Origin of the sequence: Nocardia sp. 2TAF39 (assembly GCF_052114905.1) — a bacterium.
In the GTDB taxonomy this organism is placed as follows: Bacteria; Actinomycetota; Actinomycetes; order Mycobacteriales; family Mycobacteriaceae; genus Nocardia.
On sequence record NZ_JBFRFQ010000001.1, the window covers coordinates 1 to 18,095 of the forward strand.

17 protein-coding genes are annotated in these 18,095 nt (G+C 67.9%); 1 reads left to right on the plus strand and 16 read right to left on the minus strand.

The genetic code is table 11. The features are described from left to right. Nucleotides 1–142 precede the first annotated feature (142 nt). From AB4Z47_RS00005 to AB4Z47_RS00065, 13 genes are all read right to left on the minus strand, one after another. Nucleotides 143–331 carry a hypothetical protein gene (locus AB4Z47_RS00005; protein ID WP_441947048.1) on the minus strand — a complete coding sequence of 63 codons (189 nt, stop codon included), beginning with the start codon at nt 329–331 and terminating at the stop codon, nt 143–145. A 99-nt stretch (nt 332–430) separates the two neighbouring features. Then, nucleotides 431–2,560, minus strand: a complete 2,130-nt coding sequence (locus AB4Z47_RS00010) for an amylo-alpha-1,6-glucosidase (RefSeq protein ID WP_441947050.1) — start codon at nt 2,558–2,560, stop codon at nt 431–433. Next, nucleotides 2,557–3,717 carry a glycosyltransferase family 4 protein gene (locus AB4Z47_RS00015; protein WP_441947316.1) on the minus strand — a complete coding sequence of 387 codons (1,161 nt, stop codon included), beginning with the start codon at nt 3,715–3,717 and terminating at the stop codon, nt 2,557–2,559. The genes AB4Z47_RS00010 and AB4Z47_RS00015 overlap by 4 nt, the downstream gene beginning before the upstream one ends. Nucleotides 3,718–4,063: 346 nt before the next feature. Beyond that, nucleotides 4,064–5,152: a winged helix DNA-binding domain-containing protein gene (locus AB4Z47_RS00020; RefSeq protein ID WP_441947051.1), complete on the minus strand. Its 1,089-nt coding sequence runs from the start codon at nt 5,150–5,152 to the stop codon at nt 4,064–4,066. Next, nucleotides 5,149–5,412, minus strand: coding sequence for a hypothetical protein (locus tag AB4Z47_RS00025; RefSeq protein WP_441947052.1), 264 nt, complete (start codon nt 5,410–5,412; stop codon nt 5,149–5,151). The genes AB4Z47_RS00020 and AB4Z47_RS00025 overlap by 4 nt, the downstream gene beginning before the upstream one ends. Then, complete coding sequence (locus tag AB4Z47_RS00030) at nt 5,409–6,935, minus strand: PstS family phosphate ABC transporter substrate-binding protein (protein ID WP_441947053.1); 1,527 nt, start codon at nt 6,933–6,935, stop codon at nt 5,409–5,411. The genes AB4Z47_RS00025 and AB4Z47_RS00030 overlap by 4 nt, the downstream gene beginning before the upstream one ends. A gap of 106 nt (nt 6,936–7,041) precedes the next feature. Beyond that, nucleotides 7,042–8,106: a PHP domain-containing protein gene (locus AB4Z47_RS00035; RefSeq protein ID WP_441947054.1), complete on the minus strand. Its 1,065-nt coding sequence runs from the start codon at nt 8,104–8,106 to the stop codon at nt 7,042–7,044. 4 nt (nt 8,107–8,110) lie between these two features. After that, complete coding sequence (locus AB4Z47_RS00040; RefSeq protein ID WP_441947055.1) at nt 8,111–8,692, minus strand: dihydrofolate reductase family protein; 582 nt, start codon at nt 8,690–8,692, stop codon at nt 8,111–8,113. Nucleotides 8,693–8,755: 63 nt separating this feature from the next. Next, nucleotides 8,756–9,616, minus strand: coding sequence for a bifunctional DNA-formamidopyrimidine glycosylase/DNA-(apurinic or apyrimidinic site) lyase (gene mutM, locus AB4Z47_RS00045; RefSeq protein WP_441947056.1), 861 nt, complete (start codon nt 9,614–9,616; stop codon nt 8,756–8,758). A 200-nt stretch (nt 9,617–9,816) separates the two neighbouring features. After that, the gene (gene rnc / locus AB4Z47_RS00050) at nt 9,817–10,530 is read right to left on the minus strand and encodes a ribonuclease III (RefSeq protein ID WP_441947057.1); all 714 of its coding nucleotides are present in this window, start codon (nt 10,528–10,530) and stop codon (nt 9,817–9,819) included. A gap of 22 nt (nt 10,531–10,552) precedes the next feature. Further along, nucleotides 10,553–10,735, minus strand: coding sequence for a 50S ribosomal protein L32 (gene rpmF / locus AB4Z47_RS00055; protein WP_014987105.1), 183 nt, complete (start codon nt 10,733–10,735; stop codon nt 10,553–10,555). Between the two features lie 51 nt (nt 10,736–10,786). Continuing rightward, on the minus strand, nt 10,787–11,416 hold the full coding sequence (locus tag AB4Z47_RS00060) for a YceD family protein (protein ID WP_441947317.1): 630 nt from the start codon (nt 11,414–11,416) through the stop codon (nt 10,787–10,789). An 86-nt stretch (nt 11,417–11,502) separates the two neighbouring features. Beyond that, complete coding sequence (locus tag AB4Z47_RS00065; protein ID WP_441947318.1) at nt 11,503–12,249, minus strand: DivIVA domain-containing protein; 747 nt, start codon at nt 12,247–12,249, stop codon at nt 11,503–11,505. Between the two features lie 315 nt (nt 12,250–12,564). On the opposite strand from AB4Z47_RS00065, the gene AB4Z47_RS00070 reads away from it, so the two are divergent. Then, complete coding sequence (locus tag AB4Z47_RS00070) at nt 12,565–13,083, plus strand: GtrA family protein (protein ID WP_441947058.1); 519 nt, start codon at nt 12,565–12,567, stop codon at nt 13,081–13,083. A gap of 326 nt (nt 13,084–13,409) precedes the next feature. On the opposite strand, the gene coaD is transcribed toward AB4Z47_RS00070, so the two are convergent. Genes coaD through AB4Z47_RS00085 form a run of 3 tightly spaced genes read right to left on the minus strand, consistent with a single transcriptional unit; the run spans nt 13,410 to nt 17,911 of the window. Continuing rightward, the gene (coaD, locus tag AB4Z47_RS00075) at nt 13,410–13,895 is read right to left on the minus strand and encodes a pantetheine-phosphate adenylyltransferase (RefSeq protein ID WP_441947059.1); all 486 of its coding nucleotides are present in this window, start codon (nt 13,893–13,895) and stop codon (nt 13,410–13,412) included. A gap of 9 nt (nt 13,896–13,904) precedes the next feature. Next, nucleotides 13,905–14,510: a 16S rRNA (guanine(966)-N(2))-methyltransferase RsmD gene (gene rsmD, locus AB4Z47_RS00080; protein ID WP_441947060.1), complete on the minus strand. Its 606-nt coding sequence runs from the start codon at nt 14,508–14,510 to the stop codon at nt 13,905–13,907. Then, on the minus strand, nt 14,507–17,911 hold the full coding sequence (locus AB4Z47_RS00085) for a pyruvate carboxylase (RefSeq protein WP_441947061.1): 3,405 nt from the start codon (nt 17,909–17,911) through the stop codon (nt 14,507–14,509). The genes rsmD and AB4Z47_RS00085 overlap by 4 nt, the downstream gene beginning before the upstream one ends. Between the last annotated feature and the right edge of the window lie 184 nt (nt 17,912–18,095).

Genomic DNA, 18,095 nt, shown 5'->3' on the forward strand with positions numbered 1-18,095 from the left:
GGCTCCTATGAAGTCACAACGCCACACCCAGTGAGTGCACACGAGCACCTCCCGCCCAGGCCGACAGATCCCGTTGAAGACCCCGAGTCAGTCAGGTGGTGGGTCAGACCCCGGCGGGAGGTGCTCACCTACATCCTCTCTGTCAGGTGTCGTCCATATGCTCGAGGCAGTAGGCCGCCGCCGCGAGGTATTGGCGGCATTCCGGACCGTGGCCTGCGTGAACACTCCGGATGAACAGCGCACGGTCCATGTCGAGATCCGTGGTGGGCTCTGCGGTGCAGTCCCGGTACCGACTGCTCCACAGGTCCCGCGTATCCAGCGATGTCTGCATCGTGCACCTCCAGGCCCGCGTGGGTGTCTGTACGAGAGGCTTGCCAATGTCTTTATCCCGGGGGCATACCCGTTCGCCTCGGTCTGCAACCTGCCCGCGTCATCGGGTGACCAACCGCCAGTCGTCGGGCAGCCGTGCCGCGATAATCTGGCCGCCCTCCGCTTCCAGGTCGACGGTGATCGCGCCGAGGCGCAACGCACGGAGCGAGACTCTGCCCCACGTCAGCGGCAGCTGCGGACGCACCGTCAGGGTGCGGGTCGGCACATCCGGCTCCAAGCCGAGAAACGCACGCACCAGCAGCAGCGGTGCGGCGCTCGCCCACGCTTGCGGCGAGCAGGATGTCGGATACGGAACCGGGCTGGCGAATCGCGCCCGCGGAAAGCCACAGAACAGCTCGGGTAGCCGACCGTCGAAAACCGCTGCCGCGTCGAGCAATCCGGAGGCCAACTGGGTCGCCAGCTCGACAGCGCCGGGCAGATGCCGATAGCGCAGCAGACCGGCCACCGCGATCGCCGTGTCGTGCGGCCAGACCGAGCCGCAGTGGTAGCTCATCGGGTTGTAGGCGCCCATGTTCGACGCCAAGGTGCGCAATCCGAAGCCGGTGTCCATCTCCGGGCCCGACATCCGCATCACCAGTTCGGCCGCGTGCTCGTCACTGGCGATCCCCGACCAGAGGCAGTGCGCCACATTGCTGGTCAGCGAGTCGACCTGACGCTTGCCACCGTCCAGCGCGACGGCATACCAGCCCCGCTCGGGCAGCCAGAACTGCTCGGCGAACTTGCCGCGCAGCTCCGCGGCACGCTCCCGCAGCTGCCCGGCCAGCCGCGCGTCGTCGAATGCATCGGCCAAGTAGGCCCTGGCGACCATCGCCGCGTGCACGTATCCCTGTACCTCGCACAGCGCGATCGGCCCCTCGGCGATATTCCCGGTGGCATGGTTGATGCCGTCGAAGCTGTCCTTCCAGCCCTGGTTGATCAGCCCGCGGTCGGTCGCGCGGCGATATTCGACGAAACCATCGCCGTCGCGGTCGCCGTACTCGGTGATCCAGTGCAGCGCTGCGTCGGCGGCGGGCAGCAACTCCCTGATCGCCTCCGGATCCGCTCCCCAGCGATGGCATTCGGCCATGAGCATCACGAACAGCGGTGTCGCGTCGGCGGTTCCGTAGTAGATATTGCCGCCGAGTACCTGACCGCCCGCCGGACCGCGACGCATCTCGTGCATGATGCGCCCCGGCTCCTCCTCGGTGAGCGGATTGACCTCCTGCCCTTGCAGTTCCGCCAGCTGCTGCAGCGTGCCGAGCGCCAGGTCGACCTCCAGCGGCAGCGCCATCCACGCGGTGAGCAGACTGTCGCGGCCGAACAGGGTCATGAACCACGGCGCCCCCGCGGCGACGAACGGTCGGCCGGCGCCGGTGTCGTCGTGGATCTGCAATGCGCCCAGGTCGCTTTCGGTACGGCGCAGCACCCGGGTGAGCACCGGATCCGATGCGATGATGTCGGTGGCGGTATCCCGCCAGGCCTCGATCTTGCGTCCCGGCGCGCTGACGCCGAAGTGCTCGCCGGGGGCGACCGCTTGAAACCGCTGGTTGCCCAACGTCGGCTGGGCGATGATTTCGGTCTGCCAGCACTCACCGACCGGGACGATCACCCGCCACACCAGGGTGCCGGGCATCACCTCGGGTTCGACCGTCGCGGAGACGGAGATGCCCCGCATCCGGTCGCTATGGTCGTGCAGCACCAGCTCGCCGTCGGCCACCGTCACGTCGGCCCTTGCGTGCCCGGCGCGGCCTTCCTTGACCGCGAACAGGTCGACGAAATCGGCGTCGACGTGCAGTTCCAGCAAGACCGCCGTCGGCTCACGGCCCATGTTCTCCAACGTCAGCAACTCGTGCATGCCGTCGGCCACGATCCGCTCGCGCACCACCAGCAACGTGCTGTCGGCCAGGCCCGCCTGCGGCGGCCTGCGCAGCACGAACCTGGCGGCGAACGCCTCAGGACTCAGCACCGACAGCGGCTCTGCGGGTTTGCCGTTCACCAGCAGCTCCCACCGGGACAGCACGCGTGCGTCCCGGAAGAACAGGCCGTGCGGCTTGCCCAGCTCGACATCGCCGAGCCGGTTCGACAGGCAGAAGGTGCCGCCTTCTACCAAGGTGACAGAGCCACACCCCCCGAATCCGGTGGGCTCACCGGAATTCAGGGGGGCCGGGCTCAATGGTGCCGTTCCCGTCACGCGAATCCACTCGCCGGGATCCTGACCGACGGGGCGACCGTCGGCTCGAACGGCCTGGCTCCGAACCGTTTCCTGGACCACAGCAGCTTGCGGTACACCTGCTCGTAGCCCCTACCAAGGGTGTCGGCACCGAACTTCGCCTGCACGTGGAGCCGGCAGGCAACCGGGTCCATCGTCCGAACTTCCGCGATGGCCGCGGGCAGCTCGGCGGGGTCGTCACAGATTCGGCCGGTCACGCCGTCGACGACCACCTCGGAGACCGCGCCACCGCGCAGCGCGACCACCGGCGTGCCACAGACCATGGATTCGATCATCACCATGCCGAACGGTTCCTCCCAGCGAATCGGGAACAACAGGCAACGCGCATTGGCCAGCAGCTTACGCTTGGCGGCCGCGTCGGCGAGGCCGAATACGTGGTCGTTTTCGGTAAGCAGCGGGCGGACCTTCTCCTCGAAATATGCCTGCTCGGCCCGTTCGCTGCATTTGCCCGCCAGCACCAGCGGGATGCCTGCCGCGTGCGCGGCCTCCAGCGCCAGGTGCGGGGCCTTGCAGGTATTGAACCGGCCGAGAAACAGCGCGTAGTCGTCCTTCTCGACGCGGAACGGCCACTCGTCCACATGCAGCGCATTGTGCACGCGCCCAGCCCAGTTCAGGTCCGGTGCGAGCTCGCGCTGCCGGTCGCTGATCGCCACCAGCGATACCTCGTCGCCCAGTTCCCGGTAGTACCGGTATGAGTCGTCCTCCACCGGCCCGTGCACCGTCAGCACCGTCGGCAGTCCGAGGCGATGGAAGGCGGGGGCGTTGAGCGGCCCCGCGAAGGTGTGGTCGTGCACCAGGTCCACACCCGATGTCGCCGCGAGCTTTTCGATCGCTCGGCGTACCCGCAGCGCGTGCACGACCTCCGGGAACGGGTCGCCGAGGCGCTCGGGCTGCGCCCGATCCCAGACCGGCACGAACTTGGCCTTGGTGCCCGGCTCGCCCGCGCCGAACAGAGTGATGTCGTGGCCGCGGGCCACCAATGCGTCGACCAGATCGGCGACCACGGCCTCCACGCCGCCGTACGCCTTGGGCGGTACGTCGAAGTACGGAGGAACCACCATCGCAATGCGGAACGGGGTGCCGACATGATCTATCGAGAGCAGCTCAGGCGCTGCCATCTGCACATCGGACGGTGCCTTCTTCGCCGAAACCGGCGCGGAAAACGCGCTCATGACCCTCCTTCCAGGGACAACCAGTTAGCACTCGCATCCACCCAGCACTCGGAGTACCGGGCGCCGAACTGAACTAAGTGGCCGCCGCGGCGGGGGTGAAGACCGGAGCTACACCGCCGTCCATGGGGCATGGTTGGCCTGGTCACGACCACTGACGCGATCAGGGGGGCCGACAGGGAGGTACCTCAATCAATTTCGTTCAAACCACATTTCTTGCGAAAAGATCCGATCGTCAGCACGCTTCCAGCTACTTGCAAGTCGGCCAATCGACCAGTTCACCGGATCGGACACTTCAGCCCTCGATGACGACCATGCCGTCCCGGCCCCCGGCGACGAACGACAGCAGATCCTCCGCTTCGGCGCGCAGCGCCGCCTCGTCGCACGCGGACAGCGGGTGCCACGGGATGACGCGCAGGGTGGCGTCATCGATCGACCAACGTCCGTGCACGAAGCCGTCGACCAGATACATCGGCACGCCTGCGGATGCCTCCTTGGCGATGCGTCGGCGGTCTTCCTCGCTGATGATCCTGCGGCGGTCCTTGTGGCCGAGCAGCGCGTTGTCGAAGGCGGGCAGGAAGCGCACGGGCACCGGCAGATCCGACTCCGCCAAGGGGGCATCCGGTAGGTCGAACAGCACACGATGCTGATCGTCGGTGAACACCCGCAGCCGCGTACGCATCTCGTCGACGACCTCGGCCAGCCGGGTGATGCCCGCCCACGCCTGCATGTCGGCGACCGTGGCGGGGCCGAACGCGGCCAGATAGCGCAGCACCAGCGTCTCCGGCCGCGGCTCGGCAGCCATCGGCGCCGCGAGCCATTCCTCCGCCAGACCAACCGTCACAGACCGATTACGCCATCGCCCCCAGGCACCCGTGTCCGGGCCGTGCGCCATCGGGACCAGCAGCTCCACCGTTTCGGCCAGCCTGCGCGTATGGCGGTCCGGGAAACGCTCGGCGAGCAACTTGCCCAGATCGCTGCGGCTGAGGCGCTGTCCGGCCAGCAGCTCGCGCCCCGCCGCCACGAGCTCGTCCAAGTCGACGCCGTCGATCTCGTCACGGTAGTAGGGCGCCTTCAGCGCGGCGTCGACGACCGGTTGCACCGTCGGACGCAACCATCGGAAGTCCGCGCCGTCCGCCAAGTGCACGGTGCGGCGGAGCATGGTGGAGCGAACCAGCTTACGGTCGCGCAGCAGTGCGGCCAGGTCGTCGTGCCGGAATTGCGCGAGCCTGGTCCACAGGCCGACGTAGGGCCAGTTGGGCTCTTGGCCCTGCACGGCGACCAGGTGCCGGACGAGCTCGAACGGGGTCAGCGCGACCCGCTCCACCAGTTTTTGGCGGACCAGCAGCGTCCGATTCAGCTCGCGCAGCGATAGTTCCGTCATGCGCCCATCCTGGCCGAGACCACCGACAGATCGGCGGCCGGACCGATCACCGGCCGACCGCGTGGCGCTCGATCCACGCCGGGCCGAATCCGCGGCAGAACTCCGATGCGGTTGCAGAGGTTGACCATCCCGGTGACCACGACCAGACCGGCATGGGCGCCCTCGTGGCAGCGCTTCCCGACCTGGGCCCGCACCGCGTCGGCGACGCCATGCGCACCGAGCTTCGTCAACCGCTCCACGTAGGCGACCGCGAGATTCACGAGTCGGGCAGACAGCGTCCCGGGTCGGGCAGATCGGAGCACGGCGCGTTGCCGTGTGCCCGCAGCACATCCTTGCCGACCTGATCGATCAGGAAGTGCAAGAAGCTCGCGGCCAGCGAATCGCCGGGCAGTTCACCATTGCTGTAGGCATACTCGACGCCCCAGAACGGGTACGTGCGCCGGATGACGGCGTCGCGACCGGCGCCGACGGCGTCGATCGCGACGGTGGGCAGGCCCGCGTCGATCGCCTCGGAGAACTCCGAATAGCCGATGGCGCCCGGGATCTCAGCCACCGCCTTGCGCATGTCCGCGGTCACTCGCACATCGCAGTGTGCGGGCCCGGTTGTGGCCGTGCCCTCGAGCGCCATGCAGCTCACGTGCGGGCGATCGAGCTGCCTACCGTCGAGCAACCTGCGCTCGAAAGTATTTCGCGAACCCGACCCCGGAATGCGATCGACCAGCACGACCGACAGGTCCGGGCCGCCCACCTCGCGCCAGTTGCCGATCTTGCCCAGATAGAGATCCTGGATCTGGGCGACCGTGAGGCTGCGGACGCCGACGCCAGGGTGGACGATCATGGTGAACGGCGACAGTGCGAGCGGACGGTACACCAGCGTCGGATACCCGTTGCCCTTCGACCCGTCGCTGATCGCGAGCAGCCCCGGGTTGCCCGCGCCTTCCTCGACGAGCCGGTCCAGACCGCGCTCGGTCCCCTCGAAGGCGAACGTGAATTCCGCACCGGTGCACCGCTTCCGGTACTGGTCGGCGGCCTCCCGGACCACCGGGCCGAACGCCGAGGACCCGACCACAGCCAGTTTCCCCGAGGCACACTCCAACGGCGTCGGCGACGGCTCCAGCGCCGCCACCACGAATTGGACGATAATCACCGTCACCAGAAACACCGTGAGCACCAACATCATCCGGGAAATGCCGGTGCGGCTGCGAGTTTCGATGACGCGACCACCCTTGACTCCCCCGCGCAGCACCGGCGGCACATACTCCCCCGATCCTTCGGAGCGTTGCAGAATGGCCAGGATCTTGTAGTGCTCGGCCGGGCCCAGCGGCACTTTGGGCAGATCGATCACGCCGACGTGCCCGCCGACGTCCTCGCGCACCGCGATGCCGGAGTCCATGTCCAGGTTGTCGGCGAGCGAAGGATCGCTCAGCTCGGTCACCGCCATGCCGATCACCCTGCGCTGTGGGAAACGTAGGTGCAGCCCGACCCTGGCCGCTTCCGGCGCCTTGTAGTCCTGGGAGTCGATCGTCGTCACGCCGCTGTTCTCGATGCGCACCAGGACGACGGAGATGTCCTTCAAGTCCGGGCTCGCGCCGTCGAGCGAGGGACGCAACTGTGGAAGCACGCCGGGGAACACCGAGGCGATCTCGCCGGTGACCGGCGTATCCATCTGCACCCGGTACCCGAGCCGCCTGCGGCCCGCGAAGACGAACTCCCACAGAAAAGCGGCGATCGGGACGGCGATACCGATCAGCGCCAGAACGATTTCGAGCGAAAGATCGCCCACCAGTTGATCCCACTCCCCGAGAAATTTGTGTAGCCCCCCATTCTCGAGGGCGATCGACGTCCAGCACATCGTGGACCCAACTGTTCGGCAACAGTTAACCCAACGGTCACGCTCCGTGGCTGCACGTCCAGGCCAGCAGGTTCTCCAGCGGCCAGGTGTTGATCACCCGTTCGGGCGCAACGCCGTTCGCGACCGCGCGCTCGCAGCCGTAGCCTTGCCAGTCGAGCTGGCCGGGGGCGTGCGCGTCGGTGTCGATGGCGAAGTGACAGCCCAGCTCGACAGCCAACCGCAGCAATCGTGCAGGCGGATCGCGTCGTTCGGGCCTGCTGTTGATCTCGACGGCGGTGCCGTAGTCACGGCACGCCTCGAACACCACCCCGGCGTCGAACGTCGACTCCGGTCGGGTGCCGCGGTTGCCTTCCACCAGGCGGCCGGTGCAGTGGCCGAGCACGTCGACGTTGGGGTCGGCGACCGCGCGCACCATGCGCTCGGTCATCGTCGTACTGTCGTCGCGCAGGTGCGAATGCACGCTCGCCACCACGACATCCAGCTCCGCGAGCAGGTCGGCCGCCTGGTCGAGGGCGCCGCTGTCGAGGATGTCCACCTCGATGCCGGTGAGGATGCGAAACGGCGCCATCCGCTCGTTGAGTTCGGCGACCACGTCCAGCTGCTTGCGCAGCCGTTCGGCGGACAGTCCGTTGGCGACGGTCAGTCGCGGCGAATGATCGGTCAGAGCACAGTATTCGTGCCCGAGGGCGGCCGCGACGCGCATCATCTCCTCGATCGGACTGCCGCCGTCGGACCAGTTCGAGTGGGTGTGCAGATCGCCGCGCAGCCGCGCACGCAGTGGCTTGCCCGGCACGCCGATCGGCTGCGCCGCTCCCCTCAGCTCGGCCAGATATCGTGGCACCGCACCGTCGTACGCCTGCTCGATGACGGCGGCGGTCTTGGGCCCGATGCCCGCGATCTCACGCCAGCTGCGCGCTCTCCGGTGCGTCGCACGCTCGTCGCCCGTCAGCTCGGCGACGATGTCGGCAGCGCGCCGGTACGCCTTGACCCGATGGGTCTCCGCACGGGAACGTTCCAGCCAGAAGCCGATCTCCCGCAACGCCTCGACCGGACCCGGCGTCGCGCCCGGGTTCGGCTCCCCGCTCGGAACGTGCCCTGCCACCGGGCTAGCGGATCCGGCTGTACTTCATGAAGGCCACCCCGTCCTCGAACACCCTGCTGGTGATCACCCGGAACTTGGCCGCCTCCGGCAGCCGCGGCCCGTTGCCGAACAGCGCTCGCCCGCGGCCGAGCACGATCGGATACAGCTTGAGGAAGATCTGATCGATCTCCGGGAGCAGCACCTGCGCCAGTTCACCGCCCCCGCACAGCCAGATGCCGAGCCCGGTCTCTCGCTTGAGCTCGCGGACCTTCCCGACCGGGTCCTCGGCGATCAGCTCCACCGCCGGATCGGGGCTCTCGGGCAGGGTGGTCGACACCACGTACTGCTTCAGATGCGCGTAGGGGCTGGAAGTACCGGTGCGCACCCCGAAGTCGTGCGTCTTGCGTCCCATCAGCACCGTATCGAAATAGCGATTGTGCTGGTCGACCCCGATCGCCTCCCGCACCTTGGTCGGCAGGGTTTCCGGGTATTGCGCGGTGATCGCAGGCCCGTGATCCCCGCCGACCGGGAAGAAGTCGACCGAGCCTTCCTCGGTGGCGATGAATCCGTCAATGGTCGAGGCGACATAATAGGTGAGCTTTCGCATGCTTCCTTCCTCATGGCCGGCTGACATCCGAACCGCCCCCGAGGAAACGGTAGCTCGCGCACGCTAGTGGCGGCGAGGCTTCGGCTGGCAGCGTGGACAGTAGTAGGAAGAGCGGTTCATGAACCGCTCCCGGGTGATCGGCGCGCCGCAGCGGCGGCACGGCTCGTTCTCGCGGCCGTAGACGGCAAGCGAGCGCTCGAAGTAGCCGGACTGGCCGTTGACGTTCACGTAGAGCGCGTCGAAGGAGGTGCCGCCGGCTGCGAGCGCCGCACTCATCACCTCGCGCACCGCGGCGAGCAGGCCRCGCACCGCGGGCCGGGAAAGTCCCGAAGCGGTACGGCTGCCGTGGATCTCGGCACGCCACAGCGACTCGTCGGCGTAGATATTGCCGATGCCCGAGACCACACCCTGGTCGAGCAGCACGCGCTTGATCTCGCTCTGCTTGCCACGGACTGCCGCGACCACGGATTCGACGTCGAAACGCGGGTCGAGCGGATCGCGGGCGACGTGGGCCACCGGTTCGGGCACCAGGGTGCCGTCCACCTCGACCAGCGGCGCGAGCGCCCAACCGCCGAAGGTGCGCTGGTCGACGAAACGCAGCTGGGTGCCGTCGCCGAGGGTGGCGCGGATGTGCGCGTGCTTCTCCAGCGGCGCGTCGGCGGGCTGGACCAGCATCTGGCCGCTCATCCCGAGATGCACCACCAAGGCGGCCTCTGGGTCGTCGAAGGTCAGCCACAGGAACTTGCCGCGCCGTTCGGCCGACTCGACCTTCAGGCCGGTCAGCCGTGCGGCGAGATCGGCGGCACCTTCGAGATGACGGCGCACCGAACGAGGATGCGTGATCGCCACCGATTCGACGACACGACCCACCACATGCTCGGCGAGGCCACGCCGAACCACCTCGACCTCGGGAAGTTCGGGCACGAGCACTCCTATGGTCGTCCAGGGATGGGTAGATCATCCGTCGCACTGCCAACCACCCACCCAGGCGGGAGTCTTACGAGCGCCGTTCGGGGCCCGGCTCGCGTCCGAGCCGCAGCGCATGCGACGAAGTCGCGAGTCGCGGCCGCTCGGACGCGAGCCACAAGGGGGCCGCGAACACGCAGCGCCGCACGCGCTGCAAGTTAGACACCGGCCGTCAGCGCCTCGTAGGCGGCGCCCGCGGCCTTCTGCTCGGCTTCCTTCTTGGACCGGCCGACGCCCTGCCCGTAGGCCCGGCCGCCGACAACGGTGGTCGCGGTGAATTCCTTGTCGTGGTCGGGCCCGGTCGAGGTGATCTCGTAGCTGGGCACGCCGAGACCACGCTCAGCGGTCAATTCCTGCAGGCTGGTCTTCCAGTCCAGGCCTGCGCCCATCCGGGGCCCTCGCTCGAGTAGTTCGGCAAACAGTCGCAGCACCACGGAGCGGGCCACCTCGATGCCGTGCTGCAGATGCACGGCACCGAGCAGCGACTCCATGCCGTCGGCGAGGATGCTCTCCTTGTCACGGCCGCCGGTGAGCTCCTCGCCCTTGCCGAGCAACAGGTGCTCGCCGAGACCGCCATTGCCGAGACCACGGGCCACCTCGGCGAGCGCGCGCATGTTCACCACGCTCGCGCGCAGCTTGGCCAGCTCACCCTCGGACTTCGAGGGGTGCTCGTGATACAGCCGCTCGGTGATGCTCAGCCCGAGCACGGAATCGCCGAGGAACTCGAGGCGCTCGTTGGTCGGCAGACCACCGTTCTCGTACGCGTACGACCGATGTGTCAGCGCGAGGCGCAGCAGATCCGGCCGCACGTCGACGCCTAGCGCCGCGAGCAGGCTCGCATGTTCACCGGACGAGCCGGGTTCGTCGGTCACGTCGATACGACAGATCGAACGATCAGACTGCCGCGGTGACCTGGCGGCCCTTGTAGGTGCCGCAGGACGGGCAGGCGATGTGCGGCAGGGTCTTCTCGCCGCAGGCGCGGTTCGGGCAGGTGATCAGGGTCGGCGCGGTGGCCTTCCACTGGCTGCGCCGCGACCTGGTGTTGGAACGGGACATCCGGCGCTTGGGAACGGCCACGACTACTTCTCCTCTGTCCTATTTGCTCGCCATTGGGCTGATCGGTGTTGCTCAGCGGTCTTGGTCGGCCGCACCCTCGTCGGGGCTGCCGCTGCCGGGCGATCCGGTGGCGAACTCAGCCAGTCCGGCCCAGCGAGGGTCAAGTATCTCATGCCCGTGGTCGGATCCCGCAATCGCCATCCGTACACCGCATTCCGGGCACAATCCGGCACAGTCCGGCGTGCACAGCGGCTGCAGCGGCAGCTCGAGGCCGACCGCGTCGACCACAACCGGCTCCAGGTCGATGGTGTCGTCGACCATCCGGTAGACCTCGTCGTCCTCGGTGGTCTGCTCGGTGGTGCTGTCCGGGTAGGCGAACAGCTCGGTGATGTACAGGCTCACGTCGCCGGTGAACGGCTCCAGACAGCGCGAGCACTCACCCTCGGTCGGTGCGGACACCGTCCCGGTGACCAGGACACCTTCGGATACGGCCTGCAACTGCAGGTCGAGCTCCACCTGTGCGCCCGCTGGGATGGCGATCAGATCGAGCCCGATTCGCTCATTCGTGGTGAGGGTGCGGCGCAGTTCCCGCATGGTCCCCGGCCGGCGGCCGAGGCTGCGGGTGTCCAGCACGAAAGCCGCGTCCGGCGTACGGCGCTGAGCCGAACGGGAACGCGACGTGGAACCGGAACCGGCGGGCATCACGAACTCACTCACGATCGAGGGGAAATGGGCAACCACTCAACAATACGCGAGCACACGCCAACGGCTCAAACCAGACATTCCGCTCACCTGCGATATTCGGTCGCGTAGTCCGGCGCACCCGCACCGGTACGCAGCTGGTGGCGCCCCCGCCCTACCGTGCGCAGCGCGCTGCTGAGCGTCTCCTCGAATTCGGCCAGTCGGCCGTCCACGTAGTGGTCACACTCCTCACGCAGCCGGTCGGCTTCCGCATGCGCGGCGTCGATCACCTTGGCCGATTCCGCGTGGGCGGCGCGCACCACCTCGGTTTGCGAGACCAGCCGCTCCTGCTCGGCGAGGCCGTCGGCGACCGCGCGCTCGTAGGAGGCCTTGCCCGCCTCGATCATCCGCTCCGATTCGGCGCGCGCCCGACCGGTCACCGCCTCGAATTCGGCGTTACCGTCGGCCACCACGCGATCGGCTTCCAGCTGCGCGGTAGCGACCAGGTGGTCGGCGTGCGCGCTCGCCTCGGCGACCATCCGGTCGGCGTGCGCCTTGGCGTCGGCGAGGATACGGTCGGCCTCCGCGCGGGCCGAGCCGATGGCATGCTCCGCCTGTTCGTTGGCGCCACTCACCGTGGTCTCGGCCGAGGCCCTGGCATCGGAGACGATCTTGTCCCGATGGTCGAGCACGTCCTGCGCGTCGTCCAGTTCGCCGGGCAGCGCATCACGGACGTCGTCGAGCAGTTCGAGCACGTCACCTCTCGGCACAATGCAGCTGCGGGTCGGCGGGATGCCGCGCGCCTCTTCGACGATGGCGACCAGCTCGTCGAGTGCTTCGAATACGCGATACATGCTCACTACCCTCCTGCGGACTCACGGCGAAAACTCTCCGCCGAGGCCCAGTGTGCCCCTCGTCACGGCTCGTGCCGAGTCAACCTCCGGTGTGTCGTGCCGGTGTCTTCCACGCCACAGAAACAAGTGGAGACTACCTCTCCGCTTCGTGTTACATTCGTCTGGAAGGTCGCGAACCACGATCTTCAGCACGGACCGCGGCCCACCCGGGGCCGCGGATTGAGGAAGCCGAAGGGATGGACAACGTCCGCGAATGTTGACAGGTGCTGACATCGCTGTTGTCCTGCTGAAAGCTCGTGTTCGATCGGAAAGACGATGACTGTTCTGGAACTGCCGCGACCGGCAGGAGTGAACGCCACCAGCTTCTTCGTGCCGTCGGGCGGCCTGTACCCCGCGTTGCCGATCACCCCGGTCGCGGCCAAGTTCGAGCAGTTGACGCACTACCTGCGCGGTGATCGCGCCTTCGCCCAGCTGATTCGCTTCGCGCTGGTCGGAGGGTCGAGCAACGTCACCTACGTACTGCTGTTCTTCGCCATGCACCGCACCGGGCCACTGTTCGCCAACGTCGTCGGCTCGATCGTCAGCACCATGATCGCCAACGAATTGCACCGCCAGCTCACGTTCCACGCCACGGCTCGGGTCGGCTGGTTCACCGCCCAATGGGAGGGCGGCGGGCTGGCGTTGCTCGGCCTCGCCATCACGACCGCGGCGCTGGCCGCCCTCGGCGTGTGGGCGCCCGGCCTCGGGGACGCCACCCAAGCCGTCGCGATCCTGGCCATCACCGCTGTGGTGGGCGGCATGCGCTTCCTGGCCCTGCGAGGCTTGGTCTTCTAGCTCCCCCGCTCTCCCGCCTCTCCGAGTCTTCAGGCCGTACTAGTTGGGTGAGGCAGGATTTGCGTTCAGGTCCTGCGTGGGGTGCTGGTTGGGTTTTGGGCGTTCCCGGTGAGTTACCCATGTGCTCCGCCGCCTCTCCGGTTCTCAGGCCGTACTAGTCAGGCGATACCGGATTTGCGCTCAGGTCCTGCGTTTGGTGCCGCTCCAGTTCCGGCCGTCCCCGGCGAGTTACCCATGTGCTTCTGAGATCAGTTGTTGCGTGAGAGTTCAAGAGTTGCGTTGCGAGTAGTCGTTACGCAGCGCGACGGTCCAGGGTCGGGGAGCCGTCAGCGTTTGCGTTCGGCGAGGCGCTCCAGGAGGCGCTTGTGGACCGAAGGGGGCAGCATGTCGGTGACGTCGCCGCCGAATGTCGCGACCTCTTTGACCAGCGAGCTGGACAGGAAGCTGAAGGACGGGTTGGTGGCGATGAAGAATGTGTCCACGCCGGAAAGCTTCTTGTTCATCTGCGCCATCTGCAGCTCGTAGCCGAAATCGCCCGCGTCGCGCAGGCCCTTCACGATGGCGGTGATGCCCTGCTCCCGCGCGAAGTCCACGAGCAGGCCGTACCACGACTCCACCCGCACGTTGGCCAGGTGCGCGGTCGACTCCCGCAGCATCTCCATGCGCTCCTCGACGCTGAACATGCCCTGCTTGCTCTTGTTGATCATGACGGTGATGACGACCTCGTCGAACTGGGCGGCGGCCCGATTGAAGACGTCGAGGTGTCCATAGGTCACGGGGTCGAAAGACCCGGGGCACAGTGCTCCTGCCATGGCCCGACGCTAGCAGGACCGCGGCGGTGCGGCAGCGGTGGCCGGACCCCGTCCGGCAGCCGACTCGAACTCCGCGAGATCGATGCGGGTCTCGCCGTACCGGCGAGACTTGGCCGGAATGAAGCCTGCGGGCCAGTCGATTTCGGGTGAACGCGCCGACCGCTCCAGCACGACCAGAGCGCCGGGACGCAGCCAACCGCGCTCGACCAGCGCTTGCAAGTCGGCCAGCACCGCCGCGTTCTCCACCGCGTAGGGCGGATCGGAGAAGACCAGGTCGAAGGCGCCCGCCCCGCCCAGTTCCAGCGTGCTCGCCACCGCCGCGACCCGCAGCTGCGCACCGGGCAGACCGAGGTCGGCGATATTACCGCGCACGACAGCGGCCGCCTTGCGGTCGGATTCGACGAGCAGCGCGTGCTCTGCGCCACGCGAGAGCGCCTCCAATCCGAGCGCGCCGGAGCCCGCGTACAGGTCGAGCACACGCGCACCCGCGAAATCCAGCCGGGCGTCCAATGCGCTGAACAGCGCCTCCCGCACCCGGTCGGAAGTCGGACGGGTGCCCGACGCCGGTACCCGAAGGCGCCGCCCGCCCGCCGACCCGGCGACGATCCGCGTCATTCGGCGGAGGACTCGCGTACAGCCAGCTCGATGAGTAGGTCACCGCCCTCGACCTGCTGTACGGGACCGATCGCGACGCGACCGACGACACCCGAGCGGGGCGCGGTGATGGCTGCTTCCATTTTCATGGCTTCGATGGTGCCGATGGTGTCGCCTGCGGCGACCGGATCACCTTCGGAGACAGCGAGGGTCACGACTCCGGCGAAGGGGGCGGCGATGTGGCCCGCATTGCCCTTGTCGGCCTTCTCCGCGGCCGGGATGTCGCTGGCGATGGACCGGTCCCGCACGGCGACCGGACGCAGCTGCCCGTTCAGGATGCACATGACGGTGCGCATGCCGCGCTCGTCCGGCTCCGAGATGGCCTCCAAGCCGATGAGCAGGGTGACGCCCTTTTCCAACTGCACCCGGTGTTCCTCGCCGCGGCGCAAACCGTAGAGGAACTGGTTGGCCGACAGCCCGGAGGTGTCGCCGTACTTCTCCCGGTGTCCGAGGAATTCGGCCGTGGGCCCCGGGAAGAGCAGCCGGTTCAGCGTCCCGCGCCGTTCCTCGGACGTACCGGCGAGCCCCGCCTCGTCCTCGGGAGTCAGCGCGGTCTCCGGTTTCGCGGGTCCGCGCCCGGCCAGGGCCTTGCTGCGGAACGGCTCGGGCCAGCCGCCCGCGGGTGTGCCGAGTTCGCCACGCAGGAAACCGATGACGGAATCGGGGATGTCGTAGCGGCCCGGGTCGGCGGCGAAGTCCTCGATGTCGACACCGGTGCCGACCAGCGCCAGCGCCAAGTCGCCGACGACCTTCGAGGACGGTGTGACCTTCACCAACCGGCCGAGAAGCCGGTCCGCCGCGGCGTATTTCGCCTCCACCTCCTCGAACCGGTCACCGAGGCCGAGCGCGATGGCCTGCTGACGCAGGTTCGACAGCTGCCCGCCCGGGATCTCATGGGTATACACCCGGCCGGTGGGCGCGGGCAGCCCGGATTCGAAGGGCGCGTACACCTTTCGCAGCGCTTCCCAGTACGGCTCCAGATCGCAGACGTTCTGCAGGTTCAGGCCGGTGTCGTACTCGCTGTGCGCTGCGGCCGCCACGATCGCGGACAGCGCGGGTTGGCTGGTAGTTCCGGCCATCGCGGCGCTGGCGCCGTCCACCGCGTCGGCGCCGGCTTGCCACGCAGCCAGGTAGGTGGCCAGCTGACCACCGGGGGTGTCGTGGGTGTGCACGTGCACCGGCAGATCGAAATTGCTGCGCAGCGCGGTGACCAGTGTGGCGGCGGCCGGGGCGCGCAACAGGCCTGCCATGTCCTTGATGGCCAGCACATGCGCGCCCGCATCGGCGATCTGTTCGGCAAGTTTGAGGTAGTAGTCGAGCGTGTAGAGGGTCTCGTTCGGATTCGCCAAGTCACCGGTGTAGCTCATCGCGACTTCGGCGACAGCCGTCCCGGTTTCGCGGACCGCGTCGATCGCCGGGCGCATCTGGTCGACGTTGTTGAGGGCGTCGAAGATACGAAAGATATCAATACCGGTACCGGTGGCTTCCTGAACGAACGCGCGGGTCACCTGCTGCGGGTACGGCGTGTAACCGACGGTGTTGCGCCCGCGCAGCAGCATCTGCAGGCAGATATTCGGTACCGCCTCGCGCAGCGCGGCCAGCCGCTCCCACGGGTCCTCGTAGAGGAACCGCAGCGCCACGTCGTAGGTCGCGCCGCCCCATGCCTCGATGGACAGCAGCTCCGGCGTCAGCCGCGCGACGTGACCGGCCACGCCGAGCAGGCCGTTGGTGCGGACCCGGGTGGCCAGCAGCGACTGGTGCGCGTCGCGGAAGGTGGTGTCGGTGACGCCGACCGCCTTCTGCTCACGCAGTGCCTGCGCGAAGCCGTCGGGCCCGAGCCGCAGCAGCCGCTGCCGGGAACCGTCGGGCGGCGGCACGCTCAGATCGATCGGTGGCAGCTTGTCGTGCGGGTACACCGTAGTCGGCCGATCACCGTGCGGCTTGTTGACGGTGATGTCGGCCAGGTAGGTGAGGATCTTGGTGCCGCGGTCGGCGGAGCCGCGCAGGGTGAGCAGCTGCGGACGCTCATCGATGAACGAGGTGGTGACCCGGCCACCCTTGAAGTCCGGATCGTCGAGTACCGCGAGCAGGAACGGGATGTTGGTGGCCACGCCGCGGATGCGGAACTCGGCCAGCGCGCGACGCGCCCGCGCCACCGCCGCGCCGAAGTCGCGGCCGCGGCAGGTGAGCTTGACCAGCATCGAGTCGAAGTAGGCGCCGATCTCCGCGCCCAGGTTCGCACCGCCGTCGAGCCGGATGCCCGCGCCACCCGGCGTGCGGTAGGCGGTGATGCGCCCGGTGTCGGGGCGGAATCCGTTGGCCGGGTCCTCGGTGGTGATCCGGCACTGCAGCGCGGCGCCGCGGACCGTGACCGAGTCCTGGCTCAGGCCCAGCTGCTCCAGTGTCTCGCCTGCGGCGATCCTCAGTTGCGACTGCACCAGGTCGACGTCGGTGATCTCCTCGGTGACCGTGTGCTCGACCTGGATTCGCGGGTTCATCTCGATGAACACGTGATTGCCGCGCTCATCGAGCAGGAACTCGACGGTGCCCGCGCAGCTGTAGCCGATCTGTCGCGCGAAAGCCACCGCGTCGGCACAGATACGCATCCGCAGTGCGGGATCCAGGTTCGGGGCGGGCGCGAGCTCGATCACCTTCTGGTGGCGGCGCTGCACCGAACAGTCCCGCTCGAACAGGTGCATCACGTTGCCGTGCTGGTCGGCCAGGATCTGCACCTCGATGTGGCGCGGGTTCACCACCGCCTGCTCCAGGAACACGGTGGGATCGCCGAACGCCGACTCCGCCTCACGCGAGGCCGCCTCGATCGATTCGCGTAGGTGCGCGGCGTCGGCGACCCGCCGCATTCCGCGACCACCGCCGCCCGCGACGGCCTTGACGAAAATCGGGTACTCCAGCTGCCGAGACGCGGCGACCAGCTCGTCCACATCCGCCGACGGTGCGCTGGAGCGCAACACCGGCAGACCCGCCGCCTTGGCGGCTTCGATCGCGCGCGCCTTGTTGCCCGCGAGTTCGAGCACCTCGGCGGAGGGACCGATGAAGGTGATGCCTTCGCGGGCGCAGGCTGCCGCCAGGTCCGGGTTCTCCGAAAGGAAGCCATACCCTGGATAGACCGCATCCGCACCCGCCGACTTGGCCGCCTCGATGATCGCGTCGATGGAAAGGTAGGCCCGCACCGGATGGCCTGCCTCACCGATCTGATACGACTCCGCCGCCTTCAGCCGGTGCACCGAATTACGGTCCTCGTAAGGAAACACGGCCACCGTCCCGATGCCGAGTTCGTAAGCCGCACGGAAGGCCCGGATGGCGATCTCGCCACGGTTTGCAACCAAGACTTTCGAGAACATTGGCTTAAGGTACCCGGCACCGCCTAGCGCACCGACACGGAAGTCCCCTTCGCGGGACTCTTCACAACGACGGCTGGCATCGTTGCGAAGTTGCGTTCATCGGGGCGATACATCTCCAGCCCCAAACCGATCATTTACCGACTCCCGCAACAAGCGACCGAAACTCTTCCGGCTCCGCGGCGCA